This window comes from Xaviernesmea oryzae, from assembly GCF_900109605.1.
GTDB lineage: Bacteria > Pseudomonadota > Alphaproteobacteria > Rhizobiales > Rhizobiaceae > Xaviernesmea > Xaviernesmea oryzae.
This window is the reverse complement of sequence record NZ_FOAM01000007.1, coordinates 60069-85444: the sequence shown is the minus strand read 5'-3', so window position 1 is coordinate 85444 and position 25376 is coordinate 60069. Positions and strand designations below refer to the sequence as shown.

At 63.4% G+C, this 25376-nt stretch carries 24 protein-coding genes and 1 pseudogene; 17 read left to right on the top strand and 8 right to left on the bottom strand.

Going from position 1 to position 25376, the window contains the following annotated elements; translation table 11 throughout:
• The first annotated feature begins 11 nt into the window (after positions 1–11).
• Genes BMX61_RS10670 through BMX61_RS10655 form a run of 4 tightly spaced genes read left to right on the top strand, consistent with a single transcriptional unit; the run spans position 12 to position 2185 of the window.
• Positions 12–614 (top strand): cytochrome c oxidase subunit 3, encoded by a 603-nt coding sequence (locus tag BMX61_RS10670; RefSeq protein WP_075629837.1) that lies wholly within the window; start codon positions 12–14, stop codon positions 612–614.
• Positions 611–922: a hypothetical protein gene (locus BMX61_RS10665; RefSeq protein WP_075629838.1), complete on the top strand. Its 312-nt coding sequence runs from the start codon at positions 611–613 to the stop codon at positions 920–922. The genes BMX61_RS10670 and BMX61_RS10665 overlap by 4 nt, the downstream gene beginning before the upstream one ends.
• Complete coding sequence (locus BMX61_RS10660) at positions 910–1800, top strand: cytochrome c oxidase assembly protein (RefSeq protein ID WP_075629839.1); 891 nt, start codon at positions 910–912, stop codon at positions 1798–1800. Before BMX61_RS10665 ends, BMX61_RS10660 begins: the two co-directional genes overlap by 13 nt.
• On the top strand, positions 1775–2185 hold the full coding sequence (locus tag BMX61_RS10655; RefSeq protein ID WP_075629840.1) for a c-type cytochrome: 411 nt from the start codon (positions 1775–1777) through the stop codon (positions 2183–2185). The genes BMX61_RS10660 and BMX61_RS10655 overlap by 26 nt, the downstream gene beginning before the upstream one ends.
• Here the strand turns inward: BMX61_RS10655 and BMX61_RS10650 are convergent, their stop codons facing one another.
• The 6 genes from BMX61_RS10650 to BMX61_RS10625 form a co-directional block, all read right to left on the bottom strand.
• Positions 2186–3136: a cytochrome c gene (locus BMX61_RS10650; RefSeq protein WP_234794651.1), complete on the bottom strand. Its 951-nt coding sequence runs from the start codon at positions 3134–3136 to the stop codon at positions 2186–2188.
• Positions 3137–3411: 275 nt separating this feature from the next.
• Positions 3412–4707: a hypothetical protein gene (locus tag BMX61_RS10645; protein WP_075629841.1), complete on the bottom strand. Its 1296-nt coding sequence runs from the start codon at positions 4705–4707 to the stop codon at positions 3412–3414.
• Positions 4708–4758: 51 nt separating this feature from the next.
• On the bottom strand, positions 4759–5274 hold the full coding sequence (locus BMX61_RS10640; RefSeq protein WP_139198910.1) for a hypothetical protein: 516 nt from the start codon (positions 5272–5274) through the stop codon (positions 4759–4761).
• 49 nt (positions 5275–5323) lie between these two features.
• A complete protein-coding gene (locus BMX61_RS10635; RefSeq protein WP_075629843.1) occupies positions 5324–6211 on the bottom strand; it encodes a hypothetical protein in 888 nt (295 codons plus the stop codon).
• Positions 6208–6597 carry a hypothetical protein gene (locus tag BMX61_RS10630; protein ID WP_075629844.1) on the bottom strand — a complete coding sequence of 130 codons (390 nt, stop codon included), beginning with the start codon at positions 6595–6597 and terminating at the stop codon, positions 6208–6210. The genes BMX61_RS10635 and BMX61_RS10630 overlap by 4 nt, the downstream gene beginning before the upstream one ends.
• Positions 6598–6993: 396 nt before the next feature.
• A complete protein-coding gene (locus BMX61_RS10625; RefSeq protein ID WP_075629845.1) occupies positions 6994–7971 on the bottom strand; it encodes a ribose-phosphate diphosphokinase in 978 nt (325 codons plus the stop codon).
• Between the two features lie 414 nt (positions 7972–8385).
• Between BMX61_RS10625 and BMX61_RS10620 the strand changes: the two genes are divergently transcribed.
• From BMX61_RS10620 to BMX61_RS10560, 13 genes and pseudogenes are all read left to right on the top strand, one after another.
• A complete protein-coding gene (locus tag BMX61_RS10620; protein WP_075629846.1) occupies positions 8386–9627 on the top strand; it encodes an arsenic transporter in 1242 nt (413 codons plus the stop codon).
• A 218-nt stretch (positions 9628–9845) separates the two neighbouring features.
• Positions 9846–10298 (top strand): Panacea domain-containing protein, encoded by a 453-nt coding sequence (locus tag BMX61_RS10615; protein WP_075629847.1) that lies wholly within the window; start codon positions 9846–9848, stop codon positions 10296–10298.
• A gap of 3 nt (positions 10299–10301) precedes the next feature.
• Positions 10302–10757 carry a hypothetical protein gene (locus BMX61_RS10610; RefSeq protein ID WP_139198909.1) on the top strand — a complete coding sequence of 152 codons (456 nt, stop codon included), beginning with the start codon at positions 10302–10304 and terminating at the stop codon, positions 10755–10757.
• Between the two features lie 139 nt (positions 10758–10896).
• Positions 10897–11823, top strand: a complete 927-nt coding sequence (locus tag BMX61_RS10605) for an ArsR/SmtB family transcription factor (RefSeq protein WP_075629849.1) — start codon at positions 10897–10899, stop codon at positions 11821–11823.
• Positions 11824–12158: 335 nt separating this feature from the next.
• Entirely contained in the window at positions 12159–13670 is a 1512-nt protein-coding gene (gene arfA / locus BMX61_RS10600) for an arabinosylfuranosidase ArfA (protein WP_075629930.1), read from the top strand.
• Positions 13671–14062: 392 nt separating this feature from the next.
• Positions 14063–15166 carry an ABC transporter ATP-binding protein gene (locus BMX61_RS10595; protein ID WP_075629931.1) on the top strand — a complete coding sequence of 368 codons (1104 nt, stop codon included), beginning with the start codon at positions 14063–14065 and terminating at the stop codon, positions 15164–15166.
• A pseudogene (locus BMX61_RS10590) lies at positions 15159–16091 on the top strand (carbohydrate ABC transporter permease). The gene BMX61_RS10595 and the pseudogene BMX61_RS10590 overlap by 8 nt, the downstream one beginning before the upstream one ends.
• A complete protein-coding gene (locus BMX61_RS10585; protein ID WP_075629850.1) occupies positions 16088–16966 on the top strand; it encodes a carbohydrate ABC transporter permease in 879 nt (292 codons plus the stop codon). The pseudogene BMX61_RS10590 and the gene BMX61_RS10585 overlap by 4 nt, the downstream one beginning before the upstream one ends.
• A 215-nt stretch (positions 16967–17181) precedes the next feature.
• Entirely contained in the window at positions 17182–18510 is a 1329-nt protein-coding gene (locus tag BMX61_RS10580) for an extracellular solute-binding protein (protein ID WP_407703765.1), read from the top strand.
• Between the two features lie 95 nt (positions 18511–18605).
• Positions 18606–19931 (top strand): extracellular solute-binding protein, encoded by a 1326-nt coding sequence (locus BMX61_RS10575; protein WP_075629852.1) that lies wholly within the window; start codon positions 18606–18608, stop codon positions 19929–19931.
• A gap of 534 nt (positions 19932–20465) precedes the next feature.
• Positions 20466–21542, top strand: a complete 1077-nt coding sequence (locus BMX61_RS10570) for an SDR family oxidoreductase (RefSeq protein ID WP_083639640.1) — start codon at positions 20466–20468, stop codon at positions 21540–21542.
• A gap of 656 nt (positions 21543–22198) precedes the next feature.
• The gene (locus BMX61_RS10565; RefSeq protein WP_075629853.1) at positions 22199–22984 is read left to right on the top strand and encodes a ThuA domain-containing protein; all 786 of its coding nucleotides are present in this window, start codon (positions 22199–22201) and stop codon (positions 22982–22984) included.
• Positions 22981–24069, top strand: a complete 1089-nt coding sequence (locus BMX61_RS10560) for a Gfo/Idh/MocA family protein (RefSeq protein ID WP_075629854.1) — start codon at positions 22981–22983, stop codon at positions 24067–24069. The genes BMX61_RS10565 and BMX61_RS10560 overlap by 4 nt, the downstream gene beginning before the upstream one ends.
• Positions 24070–24167: 98 nt before the next feature.
• Here BMX61_RS10560 and BMX61_RS10555 read toward each other — a convergent pair whose 3' ends face one another.
• Entirely contained in the window at positions 24168–24548 is a 381-nt protein-coding gene (locus BMX61_RS10555; RefSeq protein WP_075629855.1) for a DUF6481 family protein, read from the bottom strand.
• Between the two features lie 131 nt (positions 24549–24679).
• The gene (locus BMX61_RS10550; RefSeq protein WP_407703763.1) at positions 24680–24979 is read right to left on the bottom strand and encodes a hypothetical protein; all 300 of its coding nucleotides are present in this window, start codon (positions 24977–24979) and stop codon (positions 24680–24682) included.
• Positions 24980–25376 lie beyond the last annotated feature (397 nt).

Below are 25376 nucleotides of genomic sequence, written 5' to 3'. Positions count from 1 at the left end.
GAGGATGAATCATGAGAGATCGCGTGGTTCTCGATGCGTCTGGCCTGCCCCTACATGGCTCGGGCGCAGAAAGCCCGACCTGGTGGGCGACACTGGCCTTCATGCTGATCGAAGGCACCGGGTTCGCGCTCGCCATCGCCGTCTATCTCTATCTGATGAGCCTCGCCCCCGAATGGCCGCTGCAGGCGCCGCCGCCCGATCTCTGGGCCGGCACGAGCCTCACCCTGCTGCTGATCGCCAGCGTCGTGCCGAACATTCTCGTCGGCCGCTGGGCGCAACAGCGCAATCTCCGCCGTGTGCGCATCGGCCTGGTGGTGATGACGCTTCTCGGCATCGCGCCGCTGATCCTGCGCGCCTTCGAGTTCACGACGCTGAACATACGCTGGGACGACAATGCCTATGGATCGATCCTGTGGATGCTGCTTGGCCTCCACACCACGCATATCCTCACCGATGTCGTCGACACGGTCGTGCTCGCCTGCCTGATGTTTTCCCGCCTTGGCGACAACACGCGTCGCTTCGGCGATGTGGAGGACAACTGCCTCTACTGGAATTTCGTGGTGGTCGCCTGGCTGCCGCTCTATGGCTGCATCTACTGGCTGGCACGCCTATGAAGAGCCTCCTGACACTCTATGCGGGCCTTTCGCTCTCTCCCGCCGCCTGGGCGCTCAACACGCAGCTCGGCCAGATCCTGCCCTATCGTGACTGCGCGGCAGGCAGCAGCTGGACCGGCGGCTCTGCCTTCGCTCTCGTCGTGGTGGCCGCCGGCGGCGCCCTTTTGTCCTGGCGTTATGGACGGTTCGCCATCGGGCGGGCGGGTCGCGCGGGCGCCTATGCCGGCGCGCTTTTCGGCCTTGCCTTCTGTTTCGCGCTCATCCTGCAGGGGGCAGCCACGCTGCTGATCAGCCCATGCCTGCATTGATCCTCGGCTTCGCCCTCCTCCTAACTCAATCAGCGCATGCCCATGGCGGCGCAGCCCATGATGCGCTCGGCTGGACCTTCGATCCATGGATCGTCACTCCCATCCTGCTGATGGCGAGCCTGCATGGCGCGGGCATGCTGCGGCTGCGCCTGAGGAGGGGGCTGCTTTCCCGTGGGAACAGCCGGCGTGGCCTCGTCTTCTGGGCAGGTCTTGCCTGCCTGGCCGGCGCCCTGATGTCGCCCCTGCATGAATATGGCGAGCATCTCTTCACCCTGCACATGATCGAGCATGAGCTGGTCGTTGCCGTGGCGGCACCGTTGATCGTTCTCGGCCGGCCGATCGCGCCGATGCTCTGGGCCCTGCCGAGGCGCGCACGCGCGGCGCTGGCGCAAGGCCTGCGAAGCCGCGCCCTGCGCCTGTCCTGGCGCGCAGGCACGACACCGGCCGTCGCCACTTTCCTGCATGCACTGGCGCTCTGGATCTGGCATGCGCCGCCGCTGTTCGATGCGACAGTGACACATGGTGCGCTTCACCGGCTTCAGCACCTCAGCTTCTTCGGCACGGCAATCCTGTTCTGGTGGGCGATGCTGTGGCGCGCCAGCCGGGGTACGGCCGCCTGGCATCAGTTCGTCACCATGCTGCATACCAGCGTGCTGGGGGCCCTGATCGCGCTCGCGCCCACCGTGCTTTATCAGGCGCAGACGCGCTATGCGCTCGAATGGGGGTTGAGCCCTCTGGAGGATCAGCAGCTCGCCGGCATCGTCATGTGGGTGCCGGGCGGTCTCGTCTATGCCGGAGCCGCTCTCTGGTTCCTTGCCACCTGGATCCGCACCGCCAGCAAGGGAGGCCTTGATGGAACGAGGATCGGTCTGGCCTAGAGTGGGCATCATCCTGATCGTCACGGTCGCGGCATTGGCTACCGGCATCCTTGTCAGCACCGGCCAGGCACTGCTGCGGCAAGGTGCCGTCGCCGCAGCCATGACCGGCGGCGATCCCACACGCGCACCCGCGCTCTTCCGCCGGTACGGCTGCGGAGGCTGCCACACCATTCCCGGCATTGCCGGCGCGGATGGGAAGGTTGGCGGCCGGCTCGACGGATTGTCGCAACAGGTCTACATCGCCGGCGTCGTGCCGAACAGTGCAGATGCGCTGATCGCCTGGATCGTGACACCACAGCGCTTCTCGCCGCACTCGGCCATGCCGGCGACGGGTGTCTCCGAAGACGAGGCGCGTGACCTTGCGGCCTATCTCTACGCCCACTGATCATGGCTGTGGCGTCGGCCTTGCGGGCAACGACTTGATATAGCGGGCGATCGCCTGCCGGTCGTCTTCCGGCAGAAGCGCGGCATTGGCGACGACATCCGCCATGGATGAGCCGACGCGGCCATGGTCCGGCGTTTCGCCTGTCTTCAGCATATGCGCAATATCCTGCTCCGACCAGCTGCCGATCCGCTCCCGCGTGAGGTTCGGAACGAAGCCGGTCCCTTCCGGATCAAGCCCGCTGGCAAAGCGCGTATTCGGCTTGATCGCGCCAAGGAGATTGCGGCTAGAATGGCATTCGGCGCAATGGCCGAGCGTTTCCACCAGATAGGCGCCCCGATCATGAAGCGGATCGCCGGTGAGCACCGCCTCCGTCTGCCCAGGTCGGAAGAACAGGAGCTTCCAAGCCCCGAGCGCACGGCGCCAGCGGAAGACCAGCGGAAGATCATGCGGCGGCACCTTACCCGTGACCGGCGGCAACGTCCTGAGATAGGCATAGAGATCGGCGACGTCGCCTAGCGTCATGCCGGTATACTGCGTGTAAGGCAGCGCCGGATAATAATGCTGCCGCTTGAGAGACACCCCTGCGATCAGCACATTGGCAAGATCCGCCGCCTGCCAGCTGCCGATTCCATCCTCGACATCCGGTGAGATGTTCGGCACCCGGAAGGTGCCAAAGGGCGAGGCAAGCGCCAGACCGCCGCCAAGCTTCAGGCGGTCCGGCTGGCCGGGCGTGCTGTGGCAGGAGGCGCAATCGGCGGCGGCAAAGACAAGCGCGCCACGCGCCGCATCGCCATGGTCCAAACGGGGATCGCCAGGGTCGAACAAAGGCACTGCAGCGGTCAGGCTCCAGAGCCCCCAAGCGCCGATTGCAAAAGCAAGACCGGCGAGGGCGGCAAGCCAAGGCAGGACCGGTCGCGCTGACGCTGGAAGGCTGGACATGCGCTCAAACATGCGCGGCCGCGCCTTTCGCGATGCACATCAGCAGGCGTGATCGACCATTGCGCACACGGGCGCCATCAGCCGCTCCGGCCTGTTCCATCTGGCGTGGCGGGCGGCACCAATGCGGGAAGCAGATCTTCAGTGACGTCCGGCGCGGGCTGTCCATGATCAGAACCGAGAACTATCCTCGATCGAACAAGCAAGCGCATCCGGAGTTCCAGCGATCGCGCGAATGCGGCATGTCTGGCACCTCGATGCGATGCCGCATCACGTGGCAATGCCCGTCGTCACTCCTGTTTCAGATAGTTTACGCCGTCGATGACGAGAACGGAATCCGAGCCGCGATCGGGGGCGAAGATCGACAAGCGTTCCGTCTTCCCGTCCGAACCGGTCAAGTCGAGAGAATAGCCCTCGATGCGATAGCGTCCGGACGCGGCCGGTCGCTCGCCGCCCGATGTAAAGCCGGTCGTCGTATCGCCGACATCGCTGGTGCTGCTCGCGCCGGACCAGCCGGTCCGCTTGAACGTGCCGTCCGGCGATAGCGTCAGGAGGCGCTCGCTGGCGATGCTGGCCGAAGAGAAGGCCGTCGTGCCAACAGAGGCGAAGAAGTCGCGCCATGTTCCATTGAACGTCGTGCCCCCGGGAAAGGGTTGCAGCTTGTTGTAGGCTCCGTCGTCGATGAGGAGATCGTCGCCCTTCTTCGCGAGGGCCTTCGTCTCGGTCTCGATCACCCCGAATGCGTTGGCGACCGAGCGCATCTCGATCTCTGATGCGCCGCCGAAGAAGCCGCCACCGATGAGCCTGTAAAGCCCGCAATGCTCGGAATGGTCGCGGCAAAAGGCGGCGATGTCGCCGCCCTTCGGGACCTCGGTCGAGAATAGCCCCGATGGATCGAAGACGGTGATCGTGCTGTCGGAATAAGTGTCCATGCCGCCAAAGGCGTTGGGACGGACGCCGGTGTCGAGATGGGTATAGGCGCCGTCGAGACCGCCGTCGCCGCTTGCCGGCTGCAGAGCGAAGGGCTTGTCCTCCGGCTCGATCCGCACCGAGCGCACGAGAGCCGCAAACTCCGCTTCTGCCGTCTTCTGTGCCTTGCCCCTCAACCCGAGCCCGAGCAGCGCAAGCACGACCTGGCTCTTCTGCGAGGCGATGACGACCGTGCTTTGGCTGGCCGAGATGTTTTTCACCCGCGCGCAGCAGCGATAGTCGGAGCGGATGCGATGGCCATTCGAGGTCAGGCCATCCGATTTCAGGATCGGCCTTTCCTCGCTCAAGCCCTTCACATTGGCGAGCGCGGACTCGAAAAGCTCGTCGAGGCGGGTAGGCGCGCCCTGGAACGGGCCCAGGACCTGAATCATGGCGGCGCCTTTTCGGTTATTGTCGTCATCCGCCGGGAATTGCTTCTGGAAGATCATGCCGCCGCGGACGGGCTTCGTCTCCCATCCTAAGACAGGCGCCTCGAAGCGCATGGTGCCGAGCACCGTTTCCGCTTGTGCCGTGCCTATCGTCCAGGCGAGCACAGTGACGACGAGACCAAGATAGCAGGCCAGCCACCGCAGCGGCGCCTTCACCCGTGGATCCATGTTTTCCTCCTTTCCCGCAGCTCCTCTCGGCTTTCGGCGATCCAAGAACGTTCAACGGTTCGTCAGCCCGTTCTCGGTGCGTTGGCGTCGAACATCCCTGGCATTGCGGCGCATGTCGTCGCGAAGGCCGATCAGTCCGGAGCGCATGGTCCGGCGCACATCTTCCGGCACGGACCGATCGGGATGGGCCGCATCCCACGCGAGCGCCCGATCGATGATCGCCGTCGCTTTCGCGACATTGCCGAAAGCATATTCGTTGATAGGCCGCCCGATCGTTTCCATCAGCGAGGCGAAGAGGGCGGGCTCGCCGGTCGGATTGAGTTCGGGATGGGCGGCCAGACGGCCCCGCCAGCGCAACTGCGCGACATAGAGCCAGAAGGTCGCCTCGTCCTTGCGTCCCGCCGCAAAGCTGTCCGCCGCCTTGCGGAAGTAATCCGCCGGATGCAGGTCTGTCGCCGCCGTTGCGGCGGCGTTGGTCCCGGTTCCAGCGCCCGCCGGCAGCGCCATTGCGAGCGTGCCGAAAACGACCACCAGCCAGCAACCGACATGTCGTCTACGTCCTGCCATTCCGGTCTTGCCTCCCAATGCGTGAGTCCTTCCTTGCGTGCGACATCGCTCATGGCGGGCCGAAGAGATTGCCATTGGCAGAAAGCCGGCGGTTCAGCAGTTCCTCGCTGCCGGGCCGCACGGCGACGAAGACGAGCGCCTGATAACCGGGATCGGCACAGACGAGGACACGCGGCTCTTTCGCGCGGCCGAGCCGCGCAAGGGCGGGAAAGAGCTCCGGGGCCGCATCCTTGAACAGGAAGGGGAAGGTAATGGTTTCGACGCGGTCCTCAAGGGTCAAAGCCATGGATGCCTCGACCTCCGTTCCCCTTTCGGCGAGCGTCAGCCGGATGTCGTCTGCGCCAATCCGATGGCCGAGGGAGCGCAGGATCGAAAGGGCGATAGCAGCCAGCAGCGCGCTGTCATATTCGACATGGACGGGGACGAAGGTCATGCGTCGCGCTTCGAAGCGGCCGGCTTCGTGAAGCGTTCCAAATGCATTGATCGCCTCCCCGATTCCGATGGTTTCGCCGGGATCGAGCTCTTGTGCGGCCCGCCAGAGGAGATCGGCATCGACTTCGCCGGGATCCAGAGCCTCGGCCTCCATGAGCGCGCTCAGAACCGTCTCGATCGCCTGCCGCTCTTGCGGCGACGGGCTGCCTACGATGGCGTCGAGATGGGGAAACGCGTCCTCGTCCGCAGGCCTGGCGGCAAAACCGGCGGAGAGCGCGGCGACCCGGCTCGTGGCGCGCTTTCCCTCCCTCTGCCGCCAGAGCACGACGCATCCCAACAGCACGAAGGCGATGCTGATGACGAGGGAGACCCACTCCGCTACGCCGAGCGGGCGCAGAAAAACGAGGATGATCGACGCCATCAGCCCCATGAAGGCAATGCTGGCCAAAAGCTTCCGGCGGGACGGCGCGCCCGTCGCGCTGTTCGATCCGAGGCGATGCGTCATGTGAGCGCACGATGCCGACCGGGGAGCATGGGGACGCGTCTCGCGGGTGTTTCTGTGCAGAATGCAAAGCGGATCTTGGGCATGATGGCGGGCCGGCAAGGAAGCCAGTCGAGACGGGTCTCGATATCATCGGCCGCCGAGATGGCGACCTTGTCGTAGCCTCGGTCCGCCACGCGTGTCTCACTTGCGGGATCCGTCGCCCTGCGGTCGATCAGGATGGGCAGGCGCATATGCAGCTCGGCATGATCGAGCGCGGGCGGACGATCGCCAGCGGCGCTGGAAGCCGGCTGCTTTCCGACCGGCCGCGCGATTTTCGCGACCTCACCTGCGGGCGCGCCGAGAGCCGCCGCCAGCGAGCGGCCGAAGCCGTGTCTGTCTTGTCGCATGCTCTGCTTCTTGCTCCATCGCAGCGCCTGACGCGAACCGAGGTCCCAACGTTGGTGATAGCGCTTGCGTTGCCTCGACGTCGGCGCCCGTGGGGCCCGAAGCGATCGTGCCGGAAGGCCGGACGTGCCCTTTCTCCTCGTCGTCGGGCTGCAAGTCGATGAAGACGAAGGGCTATTCGCCTTCACCGGCACAGACGAAATCCGACGATCCTCCTGTCCGCCGAGACTCGCCAGGGCACGGAGGAATGTCAAGAGGCCTGAAATTGGGCCAAGATCGCGTCGAGACACGTCGGCCATGACGCCACGCTTTGCATGCCTATGTTCCGGCAGCCGATACGGCCCGCCCTCTCAACTATTGGAGGCACCCGCCGCCGGCCTCAGCGCAACGCCTGGGCTTTAGAGCGAGGCCGCAGCGGGTCGGAAGGTCGGCTGCTCGTCGGCAAACAGCGCGCTGACGGAATCGCCGGAATTGATCCGGCGCATGGTTTCGGCAAAAGCCGGCGCAACGGACAGCACGGTCAGCTTGGGCAGGCGCTTTTCGCGGGCAATCGGCACGGTGTTGGTGCAAACGATCTCCAGCACGTCCGGCTCGGCCGCAAGGCGCGACACGGCAGAGCCGGCGAAGATGCCATGGGTGGTGGCAATGCGAATGCTGCGGGCGCCGTGGGCACGCAGATGCTGCAGGAGTTCGAGGATCGAGCCGCCGCTCGATATCTCGTCATCCAGCACGATTACATCCCGGTTGCGCACATCGCCGATCAGTGCGGAGATGCGCACCTGCGTGTCGTTCACCCGCTCCTTCGCGCCGGCAGCCACGGGCACATTCAAGCGCTTGGCGAAAACGGCCGCGTTCTTGGCATTTCCGAGATCGGGAGACACCACCACACCCCGGCTCAGATCATAGCGCGCGAAGTGATCGGCCAGCTCGTTCAGCGCATGCAACTGGTCCACCGGCACGCTGAAGAAGCCATGCACCTGCGGGGAGTGCAAGGTCATGGTCAGCACGCGATTGGCACCGGCGGTCACCAGAAGATCGGCGACGAGACGCCCGCCGATGGAGATGCGCGGTGCGTCCTTCTTGTCGGAGCGGGCATAGGAAAAATGCGGAATGACGGCGGTGATCCGGGAGGCCGAGGCGCCGCGCGCGGCGTCCAGCATCAAGAGGAGCTCCATCAGGTTTTCCTGCACCGGCGCGCTCAAGGGCTGGATAATGAACACATCCTGCTGACGGCAATTGGCCTGCAACTGCACTTCCAGGCAATCATTGGAAAAGCGTTTGGTGCGGATCGGGTGAAGGGGCACGCCGAGACAGGAGCAAATCTCCTCCGCCAATTCGGGATGGGCACTGCCGCTGAAAATGGCAATCTCGTTCACGTGACGCCTCTCCGTGAGATCATGATGGAGATGGGGACCGGCGCGTCTCCATATCGATCATGATCGGCATCGGGCCATGCGCGTCGGCGACACCGCCGGCTCTCGCACGCCCAGGTGGACTCTCCCGAAAAGGCTGGCTGCCTTATGCGCAGCGCCGTTGTCATAATCAAGAGATTTCGCCTGCGGGAGCAGCCTGACTGACGAAGCCGGAGAAAGACCAAGCCGCTTTGACGCGCACTGGCGAATGCGTCGAGGCAGCCCTCTGGACATTTCCTTCTTCCGCCTATTCTCATCTACGCAAAAGGCGACGATCCCAGTGCCTTGACGCCGCTTCGCCCGCTTGCCTTCCACGTGAAGGCCCGGCACAAGCGCTGGCGAATTCGATCTTGGGCTGGATCTTAGCAAGGAAGACGCATGACATCTCTGACATGGGCGATCGCCGGGCTGGCGACGGCGGGCGTGATCGCGCGGCCAATGCGCTGGCCGGAATGGATCTGGGCCGTTTCCGGCGCCCTTCTGCTCATCATGCTCGGGCTCATCCCGCCGGATGCCGCGCTTCATGCGATTGGCGAGGGCATGGATGTCTATCTCTTCCTGATCGGCATGATGCTGCTCAGCGAGACCGCCCGGGCCGAAGGCCTGTTCGACTGGCTTGCGGCCACGGCCGTCAACCATGCGAAGGGCTCGACCTTCCGCCTCTTCGTGCTGGTCTATCTCACCGGCACGCTCGTTACCGTCTTTCTGTCGAACGATGCCACCGCCGTCGTGCTGACGCCGGCCGTCTTTGCCGCTGCTCGCGCGGCACGGGCCGAGCCTCTGCCCCTGCTCTTTGCCTGCGCGCTGATCGCCAATGCCGCAAGCTTCGTGCTGCCGATCTCCAATCCGGCCAATCTCGTGCTCTATGGCGGGCAGATGCCGGCGCTCTCGGCCTGGTTCGCCTCCTTCGCCCTGCCCTCGCTCGCCTCGGTCGGCGTCACCTTCCTGGCGCTGTGGTTCATGGAGCGCAAGCGGCTCTCGGGCGCCTGTGCTAGAGCCGTGGAGCGCAAGCCGCTCGGGCGCGGAGGCATCGCCGCCTTTGCCGCCATCGCGCTCACCGCCATTTTGCTGATCGTCGTCTCGGCCCTCGACATGGAGCTTGGCCTGCCGACGGCGATCGCCGGCATTCTCTCGTTGCTCGGTGTTTGCATCCTTACCCGCCGCGCGCCGCTGCCGCTGGTCAAAGAGGTGTCCTGGGGCGTGTTGCTGCTCGTCGCCGGCCTCTTCGTGCTGGTCGAGGCGCTGAACCGCACCGGCGTCATCGCCTTCGTCGCCGGTCTGCTCAGCCGTCAGGATCTGAGCCCCACCATGCTGGCTGCCGCCGCCGGCACCGTGCTCGCCTTCGGCTCCAACCTCATCAACAACCTGCCGGCCGGGCTGATCACCAGCCTGGCGGTCCAGCAGGCAACCCCGCCCCGGCTCGTGATCGACAGCCTGCTGATCTCGGTCGATCTCGGGCCGAATCTCTCGGTCACCGGCTCGCTCGCCACCATCCTCTGGCTGCAGGCCATCCGACGCGAGGGCGAAGATGTCGGCTTCTGGCGCTTCCTGAAGGTCGGCGCGGTGGTCATGCCCACCGCCTTGCTCGCGGCACTGGGGACGCGGCTTTGGATCGGGTAAGTTCGCGGAAGCACCGGGTAGCTGTGGTCAGATCCTTCATGCTTACAGCAGCCACATGCTCCGCCTAACGCCTCCTCCTCCGGAAATTGATGTAATTCATCGACCTGATCGACAGCGACGACCCGTGTGGTAGGCTTGACGGTATCGAATCCGAATTGGATGTGTTAATTCGCCACCCCATATAATGCACGTAAACTCGACACGAACCGGAGGGTTGGATGTACGACGCACGACTGATAGCCAACTGGTTCGTAAAACGCGCCGAGCAGGACGGTCGGCGCTTGACGATTATGCAACTTCTTAAGCTCATCTACATTTCGCACGGTTGGCATTTGGAAATGCAGCGATCGCCCTTGATCATCAATAAGATCGAGGCATGGAAATTCGGCCCCGTTATCCCCGACGTCTACAATGCCTTCCGGTCTCAGGGCGTTGAAGTACGGCAACCTGTTGCTGTGACGGATCGCACGATAGCGCCGTCAGATGTTCATTTGCTCGAACAAATCTACAAAAGCTACGGCAGCCTTTCAGCGCAGAGGCTATCTGACATGACCCATATACCTGGCGGACCTTGGGATCAGGCGACAAAGCAGCGTGGCTATTTTGCCTCTATCCCAAATGAGATCATTCTGCCCCACTACCAGCAGTTAAGGCAAAATCACGCGCGGTGATCCATGACAAGCGATGTTCCTCCGCCCGCTCCTGCACCTATGACGGAAACCCAGAGAGAGGGCGGGGATGCTCCGTTTCTTGAAGCTCGCATCGCCGCGCTTGAAGAAAAAATGGATGCGGCAGCTCTCAGTGCCGAAGCGCTACACCGTGACCTCCTGATATCAGAAGTCAAACAGCGGATAAGAGTTCGGTATTTCACGGTCGGTATCGCGGTTACCGTCATCGTTTTCATGGCGGCAGCTATGATGCACGCTGCCCACCACTACTTCTGGGGAGCTTTCGTTCTCATCCCGCCGGCAGTTGCCATTGCGATGTTTGTGGCACCACTGGTTTCGATCACGACAGTCACGATCATGCTCCTTATTGGCGCGTTCCGGCGCTTCAAGGATGATGACATGGACAACATCAACGTTGCGAGCATTACCGCAGAAGCATTGAAGGGCGCGACAGCGCGTTAATCGCCGAATGGCGCCGAGGCGGCCGATGGTCCGTCCATTCTCATAGATCTTTGAAGAGGGCCTTGCCCCAGGCACCAGCCAGTTGATTACATCATAAAACCTGATACGGATAACGATCCTCTATCCGTATCAGGTCGTCATGAGCCGCAATTTTCTTCTCGTCGATCCGCTGGAACATGCCGCCGTCCTTAAAGGCCTTGCGTCGCCGGCTCGTATTGCCATTCTCAAGCAATTGCAGGCCAAGGGCGCGCTGAATGTCAATGAACTGGCGGATCTCCTCGGCCAGCCGCAATCCAGCGTCTCGATCAATGTGCAGATGCTGCAGGAAGCCGGGCTGATCCGCACGGAGACGGTGAAGGCGCGCAAGGGCAGCCAGAAGATCTGCCATAGCCTCTATGACGAGATCCTCATCCGCTTCGACGACCCTATCGCAAAAGCTGATCCGGACGCGATCGAGGTCGCGATGCCGCTTGGCCTTTATACCGGCTTCGAGGTCTCTGCCCCCTGCGGCCTCTGTTCGAGCGAGGGGATCATCGGCCTGCTGGATGTGCCGTCCACCTTTCTCGATCCGGACAGGATGAAGGCGGGCTTGATCTGGTTCACGCGCGGCTATGTCGAGTACCAGTTCCCCAACAATGCCCGGCTTTCCAATCTGGCAATCCGCGAGATCGAATTCGTGCTGGAGCTCTCCTCCGAGGTGCCCGGCACCAGCGCGGACTGGCCGTCCGACATCACGCTGACCGTCAACGGGCTGGATATCGCGACCTGGACCTCTCCGGGAGATTTCGGTGATAAAAGAGGGGCTTACACACCGGATTGGTGGAAGTTGAAGGGCTCGCAATATGGCAAGCTCAAGAGTTTCCGCATTCGCGAAGATGGCACCTATGTCGATGGCATCAGGCTGTCCGACATCACACTCGGCGATCTCGATCTCGTTGCCCATCACTCCATCCGCCTGCGCATCGGCGTGCGCGAGGATGCCCGTCATCCCGGCGGCATCAATATTTTCGGGCGCGGCTTCGGCAATTACGATCAGGACATCCTGATGCGCCTGACGGTGCGGTAAGCCTTGTCGCGCCATGGCGCAACGCACAAACTTTTCCGCTTGACCCGGACGCTCGCCTTCGCTTTATTAATCTCAAATCATGATATGAATCATGAATTTTGATATTGTCATTCCGGCGCCAGCAGCCGGGATGGTCGTGGATGGCGCGATGGCTTCCCTTGGCACCCGCCAGCCACGAACCTTAAGCACAGGCGCATGACGCTTTGACGTCGGCGCCGAGGATCTGGTCTCCCGTCGTTTGAGGAGCGGCGCGAGCCCCGGATTCGAGATGACAGATCGGCATGAAGAAACGGGCGCGCCGCCATGCAGGCCGCGTCGCCCGGCGGGAGGATGGCATGAAGGCTGCGGTTGTTGCCCACAGCAAGTTCACGGTTTCGGAAATTGATCCGAGGCTCTATGGCTCGTTCATCGAGCATCTGGGGCGCGCGGTCTATACCGGCATCTACGAGCCGGGCCACGCAACCGCCGACGAGGCCGGCTTTCGCGGCGATGTGATCGACCTGGTCAAGGAATTGCAGGTTCCGGTCGTGCGTTATCCCGGCGGCAATTTCGTCTCCGCCTATAATTGGGAAGACGGCGTCGGTCCGCGCGAAGAGCGCCCGGTGCGCCTCGATCTCGCCTGGCACACCTCCGAGAGCAACCAGGTCGGCCTGCATGAATTTGCCGACTGGTGCGACAAGGTCGGCACCGAGCTGATGATGGCGGTCAATCTCGGCTCGCGCGGGCTGGACGATGCCCGCAACCTTCTGGAATATACCAATCACCCCGGCGGCAGCGCCTGGAGCGACAAGCGCCGCGCCAATGGCCGCGAAGCACCTTTCGACGTCAAGCTCTGGTGCCTGGGCAATGAGATGGACGGCCCCTGGCAGATCGGCCACAAGACAGCGGATGAATATGGCCGTCTGGCGCATGAGACCGCCAAGGCCATGCGCGCCTTCGACAGCAGCCTGGAACTGGTGGTCTGCGGCTCCTCCAATGCGCATATGCCGACCTATCCGCAATGGGAAGCGACCGTTCTCGACCATACCTATAACGAGGTCGATTACATCTCGCTGCATATGTATTTCGAGAACCGGGCCAAGGATACGGCGCATTATCTCGCCCGCAGCCTGGAGCTGGACAATTACATCGCCACCATTGCCGGCGTGATTTCCTACACCAAGGCGAAGAAGCGCTCAGCCAAGGATGTCTATATTTCCTTTGACGAGTGGAATGTCTGGTATCACTCGAAGGAGCGGGACAAGGCAATCCTGGAAGGCGGCGAAGGCTGGCCGGAGGCGCCGCCGTTGCTCGAAGACGACTATAATTTCGAGGACGTGCTGCAGGTCGGCTGCATTCTCAACACCTTCATTAACCGTGCCGATGTGGTGAAGATCGCCTGCCTCGCGCAGTTGGTCAATGTCATCGCTCCGATCATGACCGAGCCGGGCGGCGCGGCCTGGCGCCAGACGATCTTCTACCCCTATTATTTCGCCTCGGTCTTCGGGCGCGGCACGGCACTGAAGCTGATGGTCGACAGCCCGACCTATGAGGCCAAGGATGTGGGCGCGGTGCCCTATCTCGATGTCTCGGCCGTGCATGATGCCGCCTCCGGCCATGTCACCTTCTTCCTGGTCAACCGTCATCTGACCGAAGCGCTCGATCTCGACGTGTCGTTGCTCGAATTCGGCGCGGCTTCGGTGGTTGACGATCAGGTGATCGCCCATTCGGATTTGCAGATCACCAACACGGCCGATGCGCCGGACGCGGTGAAGCCGGTAAAGGGCGAAGAGGCTGTGGTCAGCGAGGGCCGGCTGACGGCGTCGATCGCGCCGCTGAGCTATCGGATGATCCGGCTGAAGGTCTGACGGACCTGTCGGGGCCGGAAGGCCGAGAAGCCCCCTCACCCTGCCCTCTCCCCGATGGGGAGAGGAGGCTTGTGCCATAAATGCCGGGCCTTCGATGAGGTGGGCGTTCTCTTTAGCGTCTCTTCTCCCCTGCGGGGGTCCGAAGGACGGGACGAGACCCGTGGCTCCTCCCCGGTCGGATGCCGGTAGGCAGATGAGGGGCGCGCCACGAACGTAAAGGGCCCCGCGAAGCCGAAAACGCCCGAACCGGCTGAGGAGAGCCGGCGCGGGCAAAAGTAAGGACCACGCCTCCTCCCGGCCCGCCGGTTGGGAGGAGGCGGCTCAAGGAGGAAACGGGGAAGGACAGAGGCCGACAGGCCCGCCGCCCCGTCGCAAGCTTGGAGGACAAGCGCATGACCGCCCAGATCGAGATTGCCGAGGTCACCAAGCGCTATGGCGCGCTGACCGTGCTGGACAAGTTGTCGCTGAGCATCAAGGCCAATGAATTCATGGTCTTTCTTGGGCCCTCCGGCTGCGGCAAGTCAACGCTTCTGCGCATGATCGCCGGGCTCGAAAGCGTGGACGAAGGCACGATCGCCATCAACGGCCAGCGCATCGACACGCTGCCGCCCGGCCAGCGCGATCTCGCCATGGTGTTCCAGTCCTATGCGCTCTATCCGCATATGACGGTGGCCGACAATATGGCCTTTGGGCTGAAGAATATCGGCGTTCCCCCCGATGTCATCGCCACCAGGCTTACCGAGGCCGCACGCATGCTGGAGATCGGCCATTTGATGGAGCGCAAGCCCGGCCAGCTTTCGGGCGGCCAGCGGCAGCGCGTGGCCATCGGCCGGGCGATCGTGAAAGAACCGAAGGCCTTCCTGTTCGACGAGCCGCTCTCCAATCTCGATGCCGCGCTTCGCGTGCGCACCCGCGTCGAGCTCGCCCAGCTGCGCCATCGGGTAAAATCTACGATGATCTTCGTCACCCATGACCAGATCGAGGCGATGACGCTGGCCGACCGCGTGGTAGTGATGAACAACCGCCGGATCGAGCAGATCGGCACACCGATGGAGATCTATACCAAGCCGGCCAGCCGCTTCGTCGCCACATTCGTCGGCTCGCCGACCATGAACTTCCTGCCGGTGACGCTTGAGAACGAAGGCGGCTTCGCCCGTGTCCGCCTGCCGGATCGCAGCCTGCTGCAGACGACGGTGCCCATGGCCGGGCTGACGCCGGGCGCGCTGGATCTCGGCATTCGCGCCGAAGCGGTCAAGCCGGCCCGTCCGGGCGAGACCGTAATCACCTCCGGCCAGGTCGAGGTGCTGGAGCGCCTTGGCGACCGCACGCTGCTTTATATCCGTCTGGAAGATGGCGGCATGATCGTGGCAGAGGATATAGGCCTCAGCCGCGCGGTCATCGGCGACCGGGTGCCGCTCGTCCTCGATGGCGCCCGCGCGCATCTTTTCGATGGCGAGGGCCACGCCTTCCATGCCGTGGAGGCCGCTCATGGCTGACACCGTCCTGGCTGCTCCCGCAAAGACGACCGCAAGGGCGCCGGCAGCGCTGCGGGATGTCAACGCGCCGCTCTGGCGCAACGGCCTGTTCGTCGCGCCCTATCTCGTGGTCTTCGTCGCCCTGCTGGTCGTGCCGCTGTTCTGGGGCATCTGGATGAGCCTGCACAAGGCCGATGCTTTTTCCACGGGCCGCTTCGTCGGCTTTGCCAATTATATCAGGCTCTATAATGACAAGATCTTCTGGCAGGCGATCGGCAACACGCTCTATTTCGTGGTGCTCACCGTGCCGCCCCTTGCCATCATCGGTCTGGTGCTGGCGCTGGCGCTGAACAGCCGCAGCAAGACGACCGCCGTGCTGCGCACCATCTTCTTCGCGTCCTCGGTGCTGTCGGTCACCATCGTCACGCTGATCTGGCGCATCGTCTTCGTGCCGGGCTTCGGCCTGCTCGCCACGGTCTATGGCTGATTCGGCGCCACGGCCCCCGCCTTTCTCTCCAATCCCGACCTGGCGATGATCGCGGTGGCGATCGCCACCATCTGGTGGTGCATCGGCCTGCCGATGATGCTGTTTCTCTCCGCGCTCCAGCAGATCCCCGGCGATATCTACGAGGCTGCGGCACTCGACAATGCCAGCCGCTGGCGCACCTTCCGCTACATCACCCTGCCCTCGATCAAGCGCACCTTCGTGCTTGTGGTGGTGATCCAGATCGTCCTGCAGTTCCAGCTTTTCGGCCAGGCCAAGCTGATGACCAATGGCGGCCCGAACAACGTCTCCAAACCGATGGTGCTCTACATCTACGAGGCCGCCTTCACCAAATGGGATCTCGGCCTCGGGGCCGCCGCCTCCGAAGTGCTGTTCGTGATGATCCTGCTCGCCGCCATGGTCCAGTTCCTCGTCTCGCGCCGCAAGGGAGAGAGCGCATGAGCAGCCCTGCCGTTTCCTCAGGCCCCGCCTCCGGCGCACCGTCCGGCATGGTCGGCCGCTCGACGGGCGACCGCATCATCCTCGGCCTGACCATCGCCGCCGCGATCGCGATGATGGCGCCGCTCGTCTGGGTCGTCGCGCTGTCCTTGAAGGACAATAAGGAGCTGATGGTCAGTATGAACGCGGTGTTTCATGCGCCCTACACGCTCCAGAACTATCTCAACATCCTCGCCACCTCTTCCGTCTTCCGCTGGATCCTGAACAGCCTTATTGTCGCGGGCGGCTTGACGCTCGGCACGCTGGTGCTCTCCTCGCTCGCCGGCTATGGCTTCGCGCGGCTGAACTTTCCCTTCCGCAATGTGCTGTTCGTCATCGTGCTGATGGGCCTTGCGGTGCCGGAACAGGCGGTGCTGATCGCCCGCCATCAGCTCTTCAGCTGGATGAAGCTGCACAACACCTATCCGGGCCTGATCCTGCCCAATCTTTCCGCCCCGTTCGGCGTGTTCCTGATGACGCAATATTTCCGCGCCATCCCCAAGGAGCTGGACGAGGCGGCGCTGCTCGACAATGCCAGCCGCTTCAAGATCTTCTGGAAGGTGCTGCTGCCGCTGACTTTGCCGGCCCAGGCCACGCTCGGCATCTTCACCTTCCTCGGCGCCTGGAACGATTATCTCTGGCCGTTGATCTCCGGCACCAAGAAGGAGATGTACACGCTGACGGTCGGCATCGCCTCGACGCAGACCAATTTCGCGCAATCGGAAGGGCTGGGCTTCCTGATGTCGCAGGCGGTCTTCGCCGGCGCGCCGATCCTGATCCTTTATCTCTTCTTCCAGAAATACATCGTCACCGCCGTCTCGGGCGCGGCAGTCAGGTGAAGCATGCCGGCGCCCGTTGCGTCGGCGGAGATGGACATATGCGGAGCGTCGGGAGCCTCCGCAAGACAATCGCGGAATGGCAGCGGAAACAAGGAGCCGCTGCCAGGGCCTCCGCGCAGGCCCAGCGGCGCGCGCCGCTGGGCCGCAAGGTGCCGACAAGCCTCAGGGAAAGGGCCGGTCGGTTTAATCACGGTCGACAGGAGGACAAGACCATGATGACCCTTATGCGCAGATCCATGCTGGCAGCCGCCGCTGCCTGCACCATCGCCGCCCTTTTGCCGCAAGGCGCCATGGCGGCAACGGAATTGAAGTTGCAGCGCTTCTTTGGCGCCTGCGATGCCGATTTCGGTTCGAACACCGATGTGAGCAAGGCCGTGGGGGAATGCGGCATCATCACTTCGATGATCAACAAGTTCAACGCCGACAATCCGGATATCCATATTTCCGTAACGACGGTTGAATGGCCGGGCTACGACCAGTTGACCGCTCAGTTCGCCGCAGGCGATCCCCCCGATATCGTCACCATTCATCAGTCGGTGCTGGCGGATTATCAGACCAAGGGCCTGCTACTGCCGCTGGACGAGGTGCTGGCGAGCGCCGGTGTCAAGCCGGGCGATTTCACCGATGCCAGCAGCAAGGGCGTGACCAAGGACGGCAAGATCTACGGCCTGCCGATCGACAACTGGACCCTGCTCTTCCACATCAATCTCGGCCTTTTCAAGCAGGCGGGCCTGGTCGATGCCAGCGGCAAGCCGATCCTGCCGAAGAGCATCGACGAGCTTCTGGCCCAGGCCAAGCAGTTCAAGGAAAAGACCGGCAAGCCTTATATCATTCAACCGACCGCCAACGAGACGGCGAATTTCGCCTGGACGCTCTACAGCTTCCTCTTCCAGCAGAATGTCGATGCCTTTGCCGATCCAACCAAGGCAACGCTAAACCTGCCTGCCGCCAAGAGCGTGATTGAAGCTATGCGCACGCTTTATGCTGAGGGCGAGATCGCCAACGGGCTCGACTATGCCGCTGGGATCAATGCCTTCCTGGCCGGCGAAGGCGGCGTTCATCTGAACGGTACCTGGGTGATCGGTGACTATAATGCCTCCTCCGAAAAAGCAGGCACGGCGCTGAACAAGGGTGGCTATGCCGTCTATCCCTATCCGCAGATCTTCCCGGGCCGGCCGGCGCAATATGCCGACGGGCACAGCTTCGCCGTGTCGCAGAAGGACAGGACGCCGGAAGAAACGGCCGCCATCGGCAAGTTCCTGGCTTTTTTCGCGGCCCATGATTTCGATTGGGCGCGCACCGGCCACCTGCCGTCGATGAAGGCGGTGATCGAAAGCGCCGAGTTCAAGGCGCTGCCGCATCGGGACACCATCGCGCCGATCGCCACGACGGGCACCTCGCTGCCCTCCGGCGTGCAGCGCGTTTTTGCCATTCAAGACATTGTCGGCCAGGAGATGGGCGCTGCCGTCACCGGCCAGAAGGAGGTCGACGCCGCGCTTGCCGATATGGAAAGCCGCGTCAACGAATTGCTCGCCAATCTTTAAAGCGCGCAGTCCGAAGGCGGCGCAATCCGCCTTCGGACCCGCTGTCCTGGCCAAGGTGCGGCGCGTGACGAGAGTTCAACAGGGAGGAAACCACGATGATCCACATGCTGCGCAAAACCATGCTCGCCGCGGCGTCAATCGCCGCACTCGCCGCCGCCCATCCAGCCATGGCGGCCACGGAGCTGACGTTCCAGCGCTTCTTCGGCGCCTGCGACGCCGATTTCGGCTCCAACACCGATATCGCGAAGGCCGTCGGCGAATGCGGGATCATCACCTCGATGGTCAACAAGTTCAACGCCGACAATCCGGATATCCATGTGGCCGTCACCACGGTGGAATGGCCGGGTTATGACCAGCTGACCGCGCAATTTGCCGCCGGCGATCCGCCCGATATCGTCACCATCCACCATTCCGCGCTGTCCGATTATCAGTCGAAGGGCCTGCTCGTCCCGCTCGACGACGTGCTGGCCGCCAACGGCATCAAGCCGGCCGACTTCACCGATGCCAGCCGCAATGGCGTGACCAAGGACGGCAAGATCTACGGCCTGCCGATCGACAACTGGACCATGCTGTTCCACATCAACATGGACCTGTTCAAGCAGGCGGGCCTGGTCGATGCCAGCGGAAAGCCGATCCTGCCGAAGAGCGTCGATGAATTGCTGGCGCAAGCCAAGCAGTTCAAGGAAAAGACGGGCAAGCCCTATCTGATCCAGAACCTTGCCAACGAGACGGCGCTCTATACCCGCAACCTTTACACCTATCTCTTCCAGCAGAACTCTGAGTTCTTCGCCGATCCGACCAAGGTCAAGATCAACACGCCCGAGGCCAAGAAGGTCGTCGAGATGTACAAGGCGATCTTCGACCAGGGCGACACGACCAAGGATCTCGACTATGCCGCCAGCATCAACGCTTTCCTGGCGGGCGAAGGCGGCGTGCATCTGAACGGCACCTGGATGATCGGCGACTACACCGCCTCGGCCGAGAAGCCCGGCACGGCGCTGAACAAGGGCGGCTATGCGGTCTATCCCTATCCACAGCTCTTTGCCGGCAAGCATGCGCAATATGCCGATGGCCACAGTCTGGCCGTGTCGCAGAAAGATCGCAGCGACGAGCAGACGGCGGCGATCGGCAAGTTCCTGAAATTCATGGCCGACCATGATTTCGACTGGTCGCGCACCGGCCATCTGCCGGCGATGAAGGCGGTGATCGAAAGCGCCGAATTCAAGGCGCTGCCGCACCGCGACACCGTCGCGCCGATCGCCGAGCTCGGCACCTCGCTTCCCTCGGCTGTCCAGCGGCAATTCGCCATCCAGGACATTATCGGCCAGGAAATGAGCGCGGCCATCACCGGCCAGAAGGAGGTCGATGCCTCGCTTGCCGATATGGAAAGCCGGATCAACGAACTCTTGGCCAATCTGTAACAGTTCTTCCGTCATTCCGAGCGCACGCGCCCCGCATCCCGAAGGGATCAGCGGGGCGTTTTTCATGCAGAGACACTACCCGCTGCACTCTGAAGGATAATGGAAAGCGCCCAAAACGAAAAAGCCTGCCGCGGGAGGAGGTGCGGCAGGCTTTCTCTAAAAGTGAACGGGCGGCTTGGGAGGAGGAGTGCCGCCGTTCGGGCCGACGATCCCTGGGAGGAGGAGTGAGATCATCGACAGACCAAAAGCACTTGGGAGGAGGAGAAGCGCTTTCGATGAGAAAGAATTAATCGATTTGATCCGGACGAACTAGCGCGGTCTGCGCAGGCCAGCCATGCGCCGGATGCGCGGCTCGTCTCAGGCACCCGCGCCCCTGGCTGCATGGCCCGGCAAGGCCCCGCTTCGAGCGGCGGCCAGGAAGGACAGGAGGTGGGAACCCCTTGCGCGCCGCGCAGTTACCCATCGCGGCCGAAAGCCGGCACAGATGGGCTCGGCGGGATGTTCCTGGAGCCAGGCAAGACAGGGAGAGACGAGATGAGCACGTCAGACAAGGAAGGCCGCGCGCCCGTCAGCCGCCGGGCGGTGATGGCCGGCGCGTCCGCGACCATCGCCACGGTGGGCGGAGTCATCGGCGCGCGGGTCGCCAGCGCACAGGACCAGCAGGCGCCGGCCGCTCAGGGTGCGTCTCAAGGCGCGACAGGCCAGGCGGGCAACGGGCAGATGGCGGCTCCGGCGCTGCGCGATCCGCGCGAGGCCTATGCCAAGCCGCCCTTCTCGTCGCAGTCCCAGCCCTTTCCGGGGCTTGCCAGCAAGATGCAGCCGCGCCCCGATCATGGGGAAACCAGCTATAAGGGCTCCGGCCGCCTGCTCGGGCGCAAGGCGCTGATCACAGGTGGCGATTCCGGCATGGGGCGTGCGGCCGCGATCGCCTATGCCCGCGAGGGCGCCGATGTGGCCATCAGCTACCTGCCGGACGAAGAGCCGGATGCACGCGAGGTCGTCGACCTCATCCAGAAGGCCGGCCGGCGGGCGCTTGCGCTGCCCGGCGACATCAGGGACGAGGCCCATTGCCAGCGCATGATCGAGGAAACGGTCAATGCGCTGGGTGGGCTCGATATTCTCGTCAACAATGCCAGCCGGCAGCAGCAGCGTGCCGCACTTGCCGAGATCTCGACGGACGATTTCGATGCGACGATGAAGACCAATCTCTATGCGATGTTCTGGATCACCAAGGCTGCGCTGCCGCATCTCAAGCCCGGCGCGACGATCATCCAGACCACCTCGGAACAGGCCTATGATCCCTCGGAAAACCTGGTGGACTATGCGATGACCAAGGCGGCGATGATGAGCTTTACCAAATCGCTCGCCAAGCAGCTGGCGCCCAAGGGCATTCGCGTCAATGGCGTGGCGCCGGGCCCGATCTGGACGCCGCTTCAGGTCAGCGGTGGCGCCACCCAGGCCAAGCTTGTCAGCTTTGGCGCCGACACGCCGCTGGGCCGGCCCGGCCAGCCGGCCGAACTTGCCTCCATCTATGTGCAGCTCGCCGCCTCCGATGCCAGCTATGCCACGGGACAGATTTATGGCGCATCCGGCGGCGGCGGGCAGCCCTAAGCCTCTCACAGGCTCCCGCCTATCACCGGACCGGCTGCGCTTGGCGCAGCCGGTCATCCGCCTTGAGCGCATCGTCTTGGCATTGGCTCCGGCGACGAAGCGTCTTGTCCCGAGGTTCTTCGCACCGCCGGCATGGCGCGATGCACTCTATCGCCGCGCTTCGGCGGACTGAGCCCATCTGGCCAGACTGGCAGCTCGCCCAAGACCGTCGCATTTTGCTTTTTGAAAGCGCTGGCGGACCTTGACCCCACCTCATGCGTTGCCAAATGTCCTGAAATCGCCAAACTGCAACTCTCCATGCCGGAGACCACAATCATCCCTCGTTCCCCTCATCCGGTGGAAGCCATGATACTGCCGACAGCCATGTCCAAGTCGATCTTGGCGTGCGAGCACCTGCCGTCGTCCGCCACGCCGGCCCTGCATCGTGGCAGTCGACGGAGCGGGTCGCACTGACGGGCGACGGGGGGACGGGCCACTCCTTCGATGAAAGCGGCCACTGGCTTTGCCGGCTTGAGGAGCGGCACCGCGCCTGAACTGACGATCATCCGGCGACCGCCACCTGCCGGGGCGGACCGCCGACAACACGCAGACACGCCCACCCGACGTAAGGATCGGGGCAGGCTGGCAAAGCCTGCAAGGGCCCCAAGGAGGAAGACGTGACGATCAGAACACTCGTCTGGGGCGAGAACATTCATGAGCGAATCAATGAGGTGGTTCGCGCGGTCTATCCCGATGGCATGCATACGGCCATCGCCGGCGCGCTCAACTCGCGAGACGGTATCCGGGCCGAAACCGCCACGCTTCAGGAGCCGGAGCACGGCCTGACGGCTGAGCGCCTGGCCGCGACGGATGTGCTGATCTGGTGGGGGCACAAGGATCACGGCGCGGTGGATGATGCGATCGTCGAGCGCGTGGTCCGGCGCGTGCATGAGGGCATGGGCCTGATCGTCCTGCATTCCGGCCATTTCGCCAAGATTTTCAAGCGGCTGATGGGCACGCCTTGCGCGCTGAAGTGGCGTGAGGCCGGCGAGCGCGAGCGGATCTGGACCGTCAATCCCGGCCATCCGATCGCTCAGGGCATTCCGGAAAACTTCGTGCTCGAGAATGAAGAAATGTATGGCGAGTTCTTCTCGGTGCCGGAGCCGCTCGAAACCGTTTTCATCTCCTGGTTCTCCGGCGGCGAGGTCTTCCGCTCGGGCCTGACCTGGCGGCGCGGTGCCGGCAATATCTTCTATTTCCGGCCGGGGCATGAGACCTATCCGACCTATCACAACGAAACGGTGCAGACGATCATCGCCAATGCGGTGAGATGGGCTTACCGCCCGGGTCCGGCCTTCACCGCTCTCCACGACGCGCCGAACGTGCCTGTCGACAAGGCGCTGGAGCCGATCACCGAACGCGGCCCGAAACTGCACCAGGCCGGCGAGGAAGGCTACAAATGAGCGATTCCGTCCGTCTTCTCATTCTCGGCACCGGCGGCATGGCCAACCGGCACGCCACCGAGTTTTCCACCATCCCCGGCTGCCAGGTCGTGGCAGCCGTCGATGTCGATATTGCCAAGGTGCGCGCCTTCGCAGCGCGCCATAATGTGGCCGAGACCTTCACCAGCCTGGAAGAGGCCCTTGAATGGGGCCAGTTCGATGCCGTCGCCAATGTCACCCCTGACCGGGTGCATTATCCGACGACGCTGCAGCTGATCGCCGCCGGCAAGCATGTCTTCTGCGAAAAGCCGCTGGCGGAAAACTACGCCAAGGCCGACGAGATGGCCCGGCGCGCGGAGGCCGCAGGCCTCGTCAACATGGTCAACCTCACCTATCGCAATGTCGCGCCGGTGCAAAAGGCCCGGCAAATGGTGCTCTCGGGCGAGATTGGCCATGTCAGGCACATCGAGGCTTCCTATCTCCAGAGCTGGCTGGTCTCAAAGGCCTGGGGCGACTGGGCAACGGAGGATCAGTGGCTCTGGCGGCTTTCCACCAAGCATGGCTCCAATGGTGTGCTTGGCGATGTCGGGATCCATATTCTCGACTTTGCCGGCTATGGCGCCGCCACGGAGATCGACCGGATCTTCGCCCGCCTCAAGACCTTCGAGAAAGCGCCGGGCAATCGCATCGGCGATTATGATCTCGACGCCAATGACAGCTTCACGATGACGGTGGAGTTCTCGAACGGCGCCATGGGCGTGATTCATGCCAGCCGCTGGGCGACCGGGCATCTCAACGAGCTGCGCCTGCGCATGCATGGCGACAAGGGCGCATTGGAAGTGATCCACACGCCGACAGGTAATTCCTTGCGGGGCTGCTTCGGCGAGGATGTGGAAAAGGGCACATGGCGCGACATCGATGCCGGCACGATGGCGACCAATTATGAGCGCTTCGTCGAGGCCGTGCGCGAAAATCGCACACGCGAGCCAAGCTTCCGCCATGCGGCAGAGCTGCAGAAGGTGCTGGATCTGGCGCTTGTGACCGAAGCGGAACGCCGCGAGCAGGAGGTCAACCCGCTCGCCATGCTTCAAGCCGTTCCGGCTTGAAACCCCGTCCTGGACAATGGCACGGCCTGCGGGCCGTGCTCCCTGCGCATCACGCCTGACAACAAGTCAGGCGGCAGCATGGCCGACGCAATGAAGCGTTAGTTCTTGCGCGCCTTGCGGGCGGCATAGCGCCGGTCGCGCTCGGCCTTGCGGGCCGCTTCGTCTTCCAGAACGCGGGCAATGCGGCTGGCCTCGGCGGCTTCGCGGGCTTCGATCTCGGCGCGGGCTTCGGCTTCTGCGGCAGCGGCGCGCTCGGCGGCTTCGGCCTCCAGGCGCTGCTTCTCGGCCAGCTTTGCCGCTTCGCGCTCGGCGCGGCGTGCCTCACGAGCGGCGGATATGGCGGCCCGCTCGGCCAGGCGCGCGGCGCGGCCCGGGGCATCGGCCTCCTGGGCAGCCTTGTAGGCCTGGAGAAGGGCGGCTTTGGCCTCCTGCGCTGCGGTGCGGCGTCCGGCCAGATCGGTGTCTCTGCTGTTTTTCAAATGTCTCTTCCGTTCAGATAAGGGCGTGTCGTGCAAAACCTTGCGGCGCTTTTGCAACAGGCACAGGCATCAAAACAAGACCTAAAGCGCCAATCCGATCCGAAAAGATCGCCATGCGCCTCAAGTTGGTGTCAGCGCTTGCTCGCGCGCTTTGCGCCCGGCCGGCTGGCTGTGTCCTGCTGGTCGCGTGCCAAGCGCGCGTCGCGCAGACGGCGCGTTTTTTCGTCGCGCGCCACGGCGATGGAATCAAGCTCTTCGAAAGCACGTTCGCGGGCAACCGCCTGCGTTTGCGTCTTGCCGAAAGCGATCTCGGCCTGTTGGCGCGTCTTGCTGTATGTTTCTGTCATGGTTGGTCCTCCTCTTGGTCGCGCAGGCCTTGAAGCATCCGCGCGGACGGCATCAAGCGCCTGTCCGATGCGCTTCAGCGCCATGCGCGTGTTCAGTCGCGCAAGGACGCCGTCATATTCTGGATTGTCGTCATCATCTCTCAAATCGACGCTGATCTGACGAATGATCACGTTGGTCCCGAACCGAGAGCGGCGACCGGATCGCTGCCTGCGGCATCGTGCCAATGATCGAAACCAGTTCGAGCCCAGGGTGCGCTGAAAGCTCGGTGGCCTCTCGCCTGGGCAAACGGGCTGCGTGACACGGTGCGTGAGCCTTGAGCGAGCAATGATCGCGCAGTGCGCAATCAAGAGGTCGTGCCGCTTTCAGCCGATTGCCGATCAGATCCCCGCCTGCAGCACCCCGGTAAGCGCGACAGGGTGATCGATCGCAAAGCGAAGCGGCCGAGGTTAAAGCGGGGCGGAAACAAAAAAGGCCAGGCAT

Excerpts from the sequence above, each read along its gene's own strand:
- BMX61_RS10605 (WP_075629849.1), top strand. The coding sequence starts at position 10,897 with ATGAGCCGCAATTTTCTTCTCGTCGATCCGCTGGAACATGCCGCCGTC.
- BMX61_RS10660 (WP_075629839.1), top strand. The coding sequence starts at position 910 with ATGCCTGCATTGATCCTCGGCTTCGCCCTCCTCCTAACTCAATCAGCG.
- BMX61_RS10595 (WP_075629931.1), top strand. The coding sequence starts at position 14,063 with ATGACCGCCCAGATCGAGATTGCCGAGGTCACCAAGCGCTATGGCGCG.
- BMX61_RS10560 (WP_075629854.1), top strand. The coding sequence starts at position 22,981 with ATGAGCGATTCCGTCCGTCTTCTCATTCTCGGCACCGGCGGCATGGCC.
- BMX61_RS10615 (WP_075629847.1), top strand. The coding sequence starts at position 9,846 with ATGTACGACGCACGACTGATAGCCAACTGGTTCGTAAAACGCGCCGAG.
- BMX61_RS10635 (WP_075629843.1), bottom strand. The coding sequence starts at position 6,211 with ATGACGCATCGCCTCGGATCGAACAGCGCGACGGGCGCGCCGTCCCGC.
- BMX61_RS10610 (WP_139198909.1), top strand. The coding sequence starts at position 10,302 with ATGACAAGCGATGTTCCTCCGCCCGCTCCTGCACCTATGACGGAAACC.
- BMX61_RS10620 (WP_075629846.1), top strand. The coding sequence starts at position 8,386 with ATGACATCTCTGACATGGGCGATCGCCGGGCTGGCGACGGCGGGCGTG.
- BMX61_RS10630 (WP_075629844.1), bottom strand. The coding sequence starts at position 6,597 with ATGCGACAAGACAGACACGGCTTCGGCCGCTCGCTGGCGGCGGCTCTC.
- BMX61_RS10650 (WP_234794651.1), bottom strand. The coding sequence starts at position 3,136 with ATGTTTGAGCGCATGTCCAGCCTTCCAGCGTCAGCGCGACCGGTCCTG.
- BMX61_RS10580 (WP_407703765.1), top strand. The coding sequence starts at position 17,182 with ATGACCCTTATGCGCAGATCCATGCTGGCAGCCGCCGCTGCCTGCACC.
- BMX61_RS10670 (WP_075629837.1), top strand. The coding sequence starts at position 12 with ATGAGAGATCGCGTGGTTCTCGATGCGTCTGGCCTGCCCCTACATGGC.
- BMX61_RS10665 (WP_075629838.1), top strand. The coding sequence starts at position 611 with ATGAAGAGCCTCCTGACACTCTATGCGGGCCTTTCGCTCTCTCCCGCC.
- BMX61_RS10575 (WP_075629852.1), top strand. The coding sequence starts at position 18,606 with ATGATCCACATGCTGCGCAAAACCATGCTCGCCGCGGCGTCAATCGCC.
- BMX61_RS10585 (WP_075629850.1), top strand. The coding sequence starts at position 16,088 with ATGAGCAGCCCTGCCGTTTCCTCAGGCCCCGCCTCCGGCGCACCGTCC.
- BMX61_RS10640 (WP_139198910.1), bottom strand. The coding sequence starts at position 5,274 with ATGGCAGGACGTAGACGACATGTCGGTTGCTGGCTGGTGGTCGTTTTC.
- BMX61_RS10655 (WP_075629840.1), top strand. The coding sequence starts at position 1,775 with ATGGAACGAGGATCGGTCTGGCCTAGAGTGGGCATCATCCTGATCGTC.
- BMX61_RS10645 (WP_075629841.1), bottom strand. The coding sequence starts at position 4,707 with ATGGATCCACGGGTGAAGGCGCCGCTGCGGTGGCTGGCCTGCTATCTT.
- BMX61_RS10570 (WP_083639640.1), top strand. The coding sequence starts at position 20,466 with ATGAGCACGTCAGACAAGGAAGGCCGCGCGCCCGTCAGCCGCCGGGCG.
- arfA (WP_075629930.1), top strand. The coding sequence starts at position 12,159 with ATGAAGGCTGCGGTTGTTGCCCACAGCAAGTTCACGGTTTCGGAAATT.
- BMX61_RS10550 (WP_407703763.1), bottom strand. The coding sequence starts at position 24,979 with ATGGCGCTGAAGCGCATCGGACAGGCGCTTGATGCCGTCCGCGCGGAT.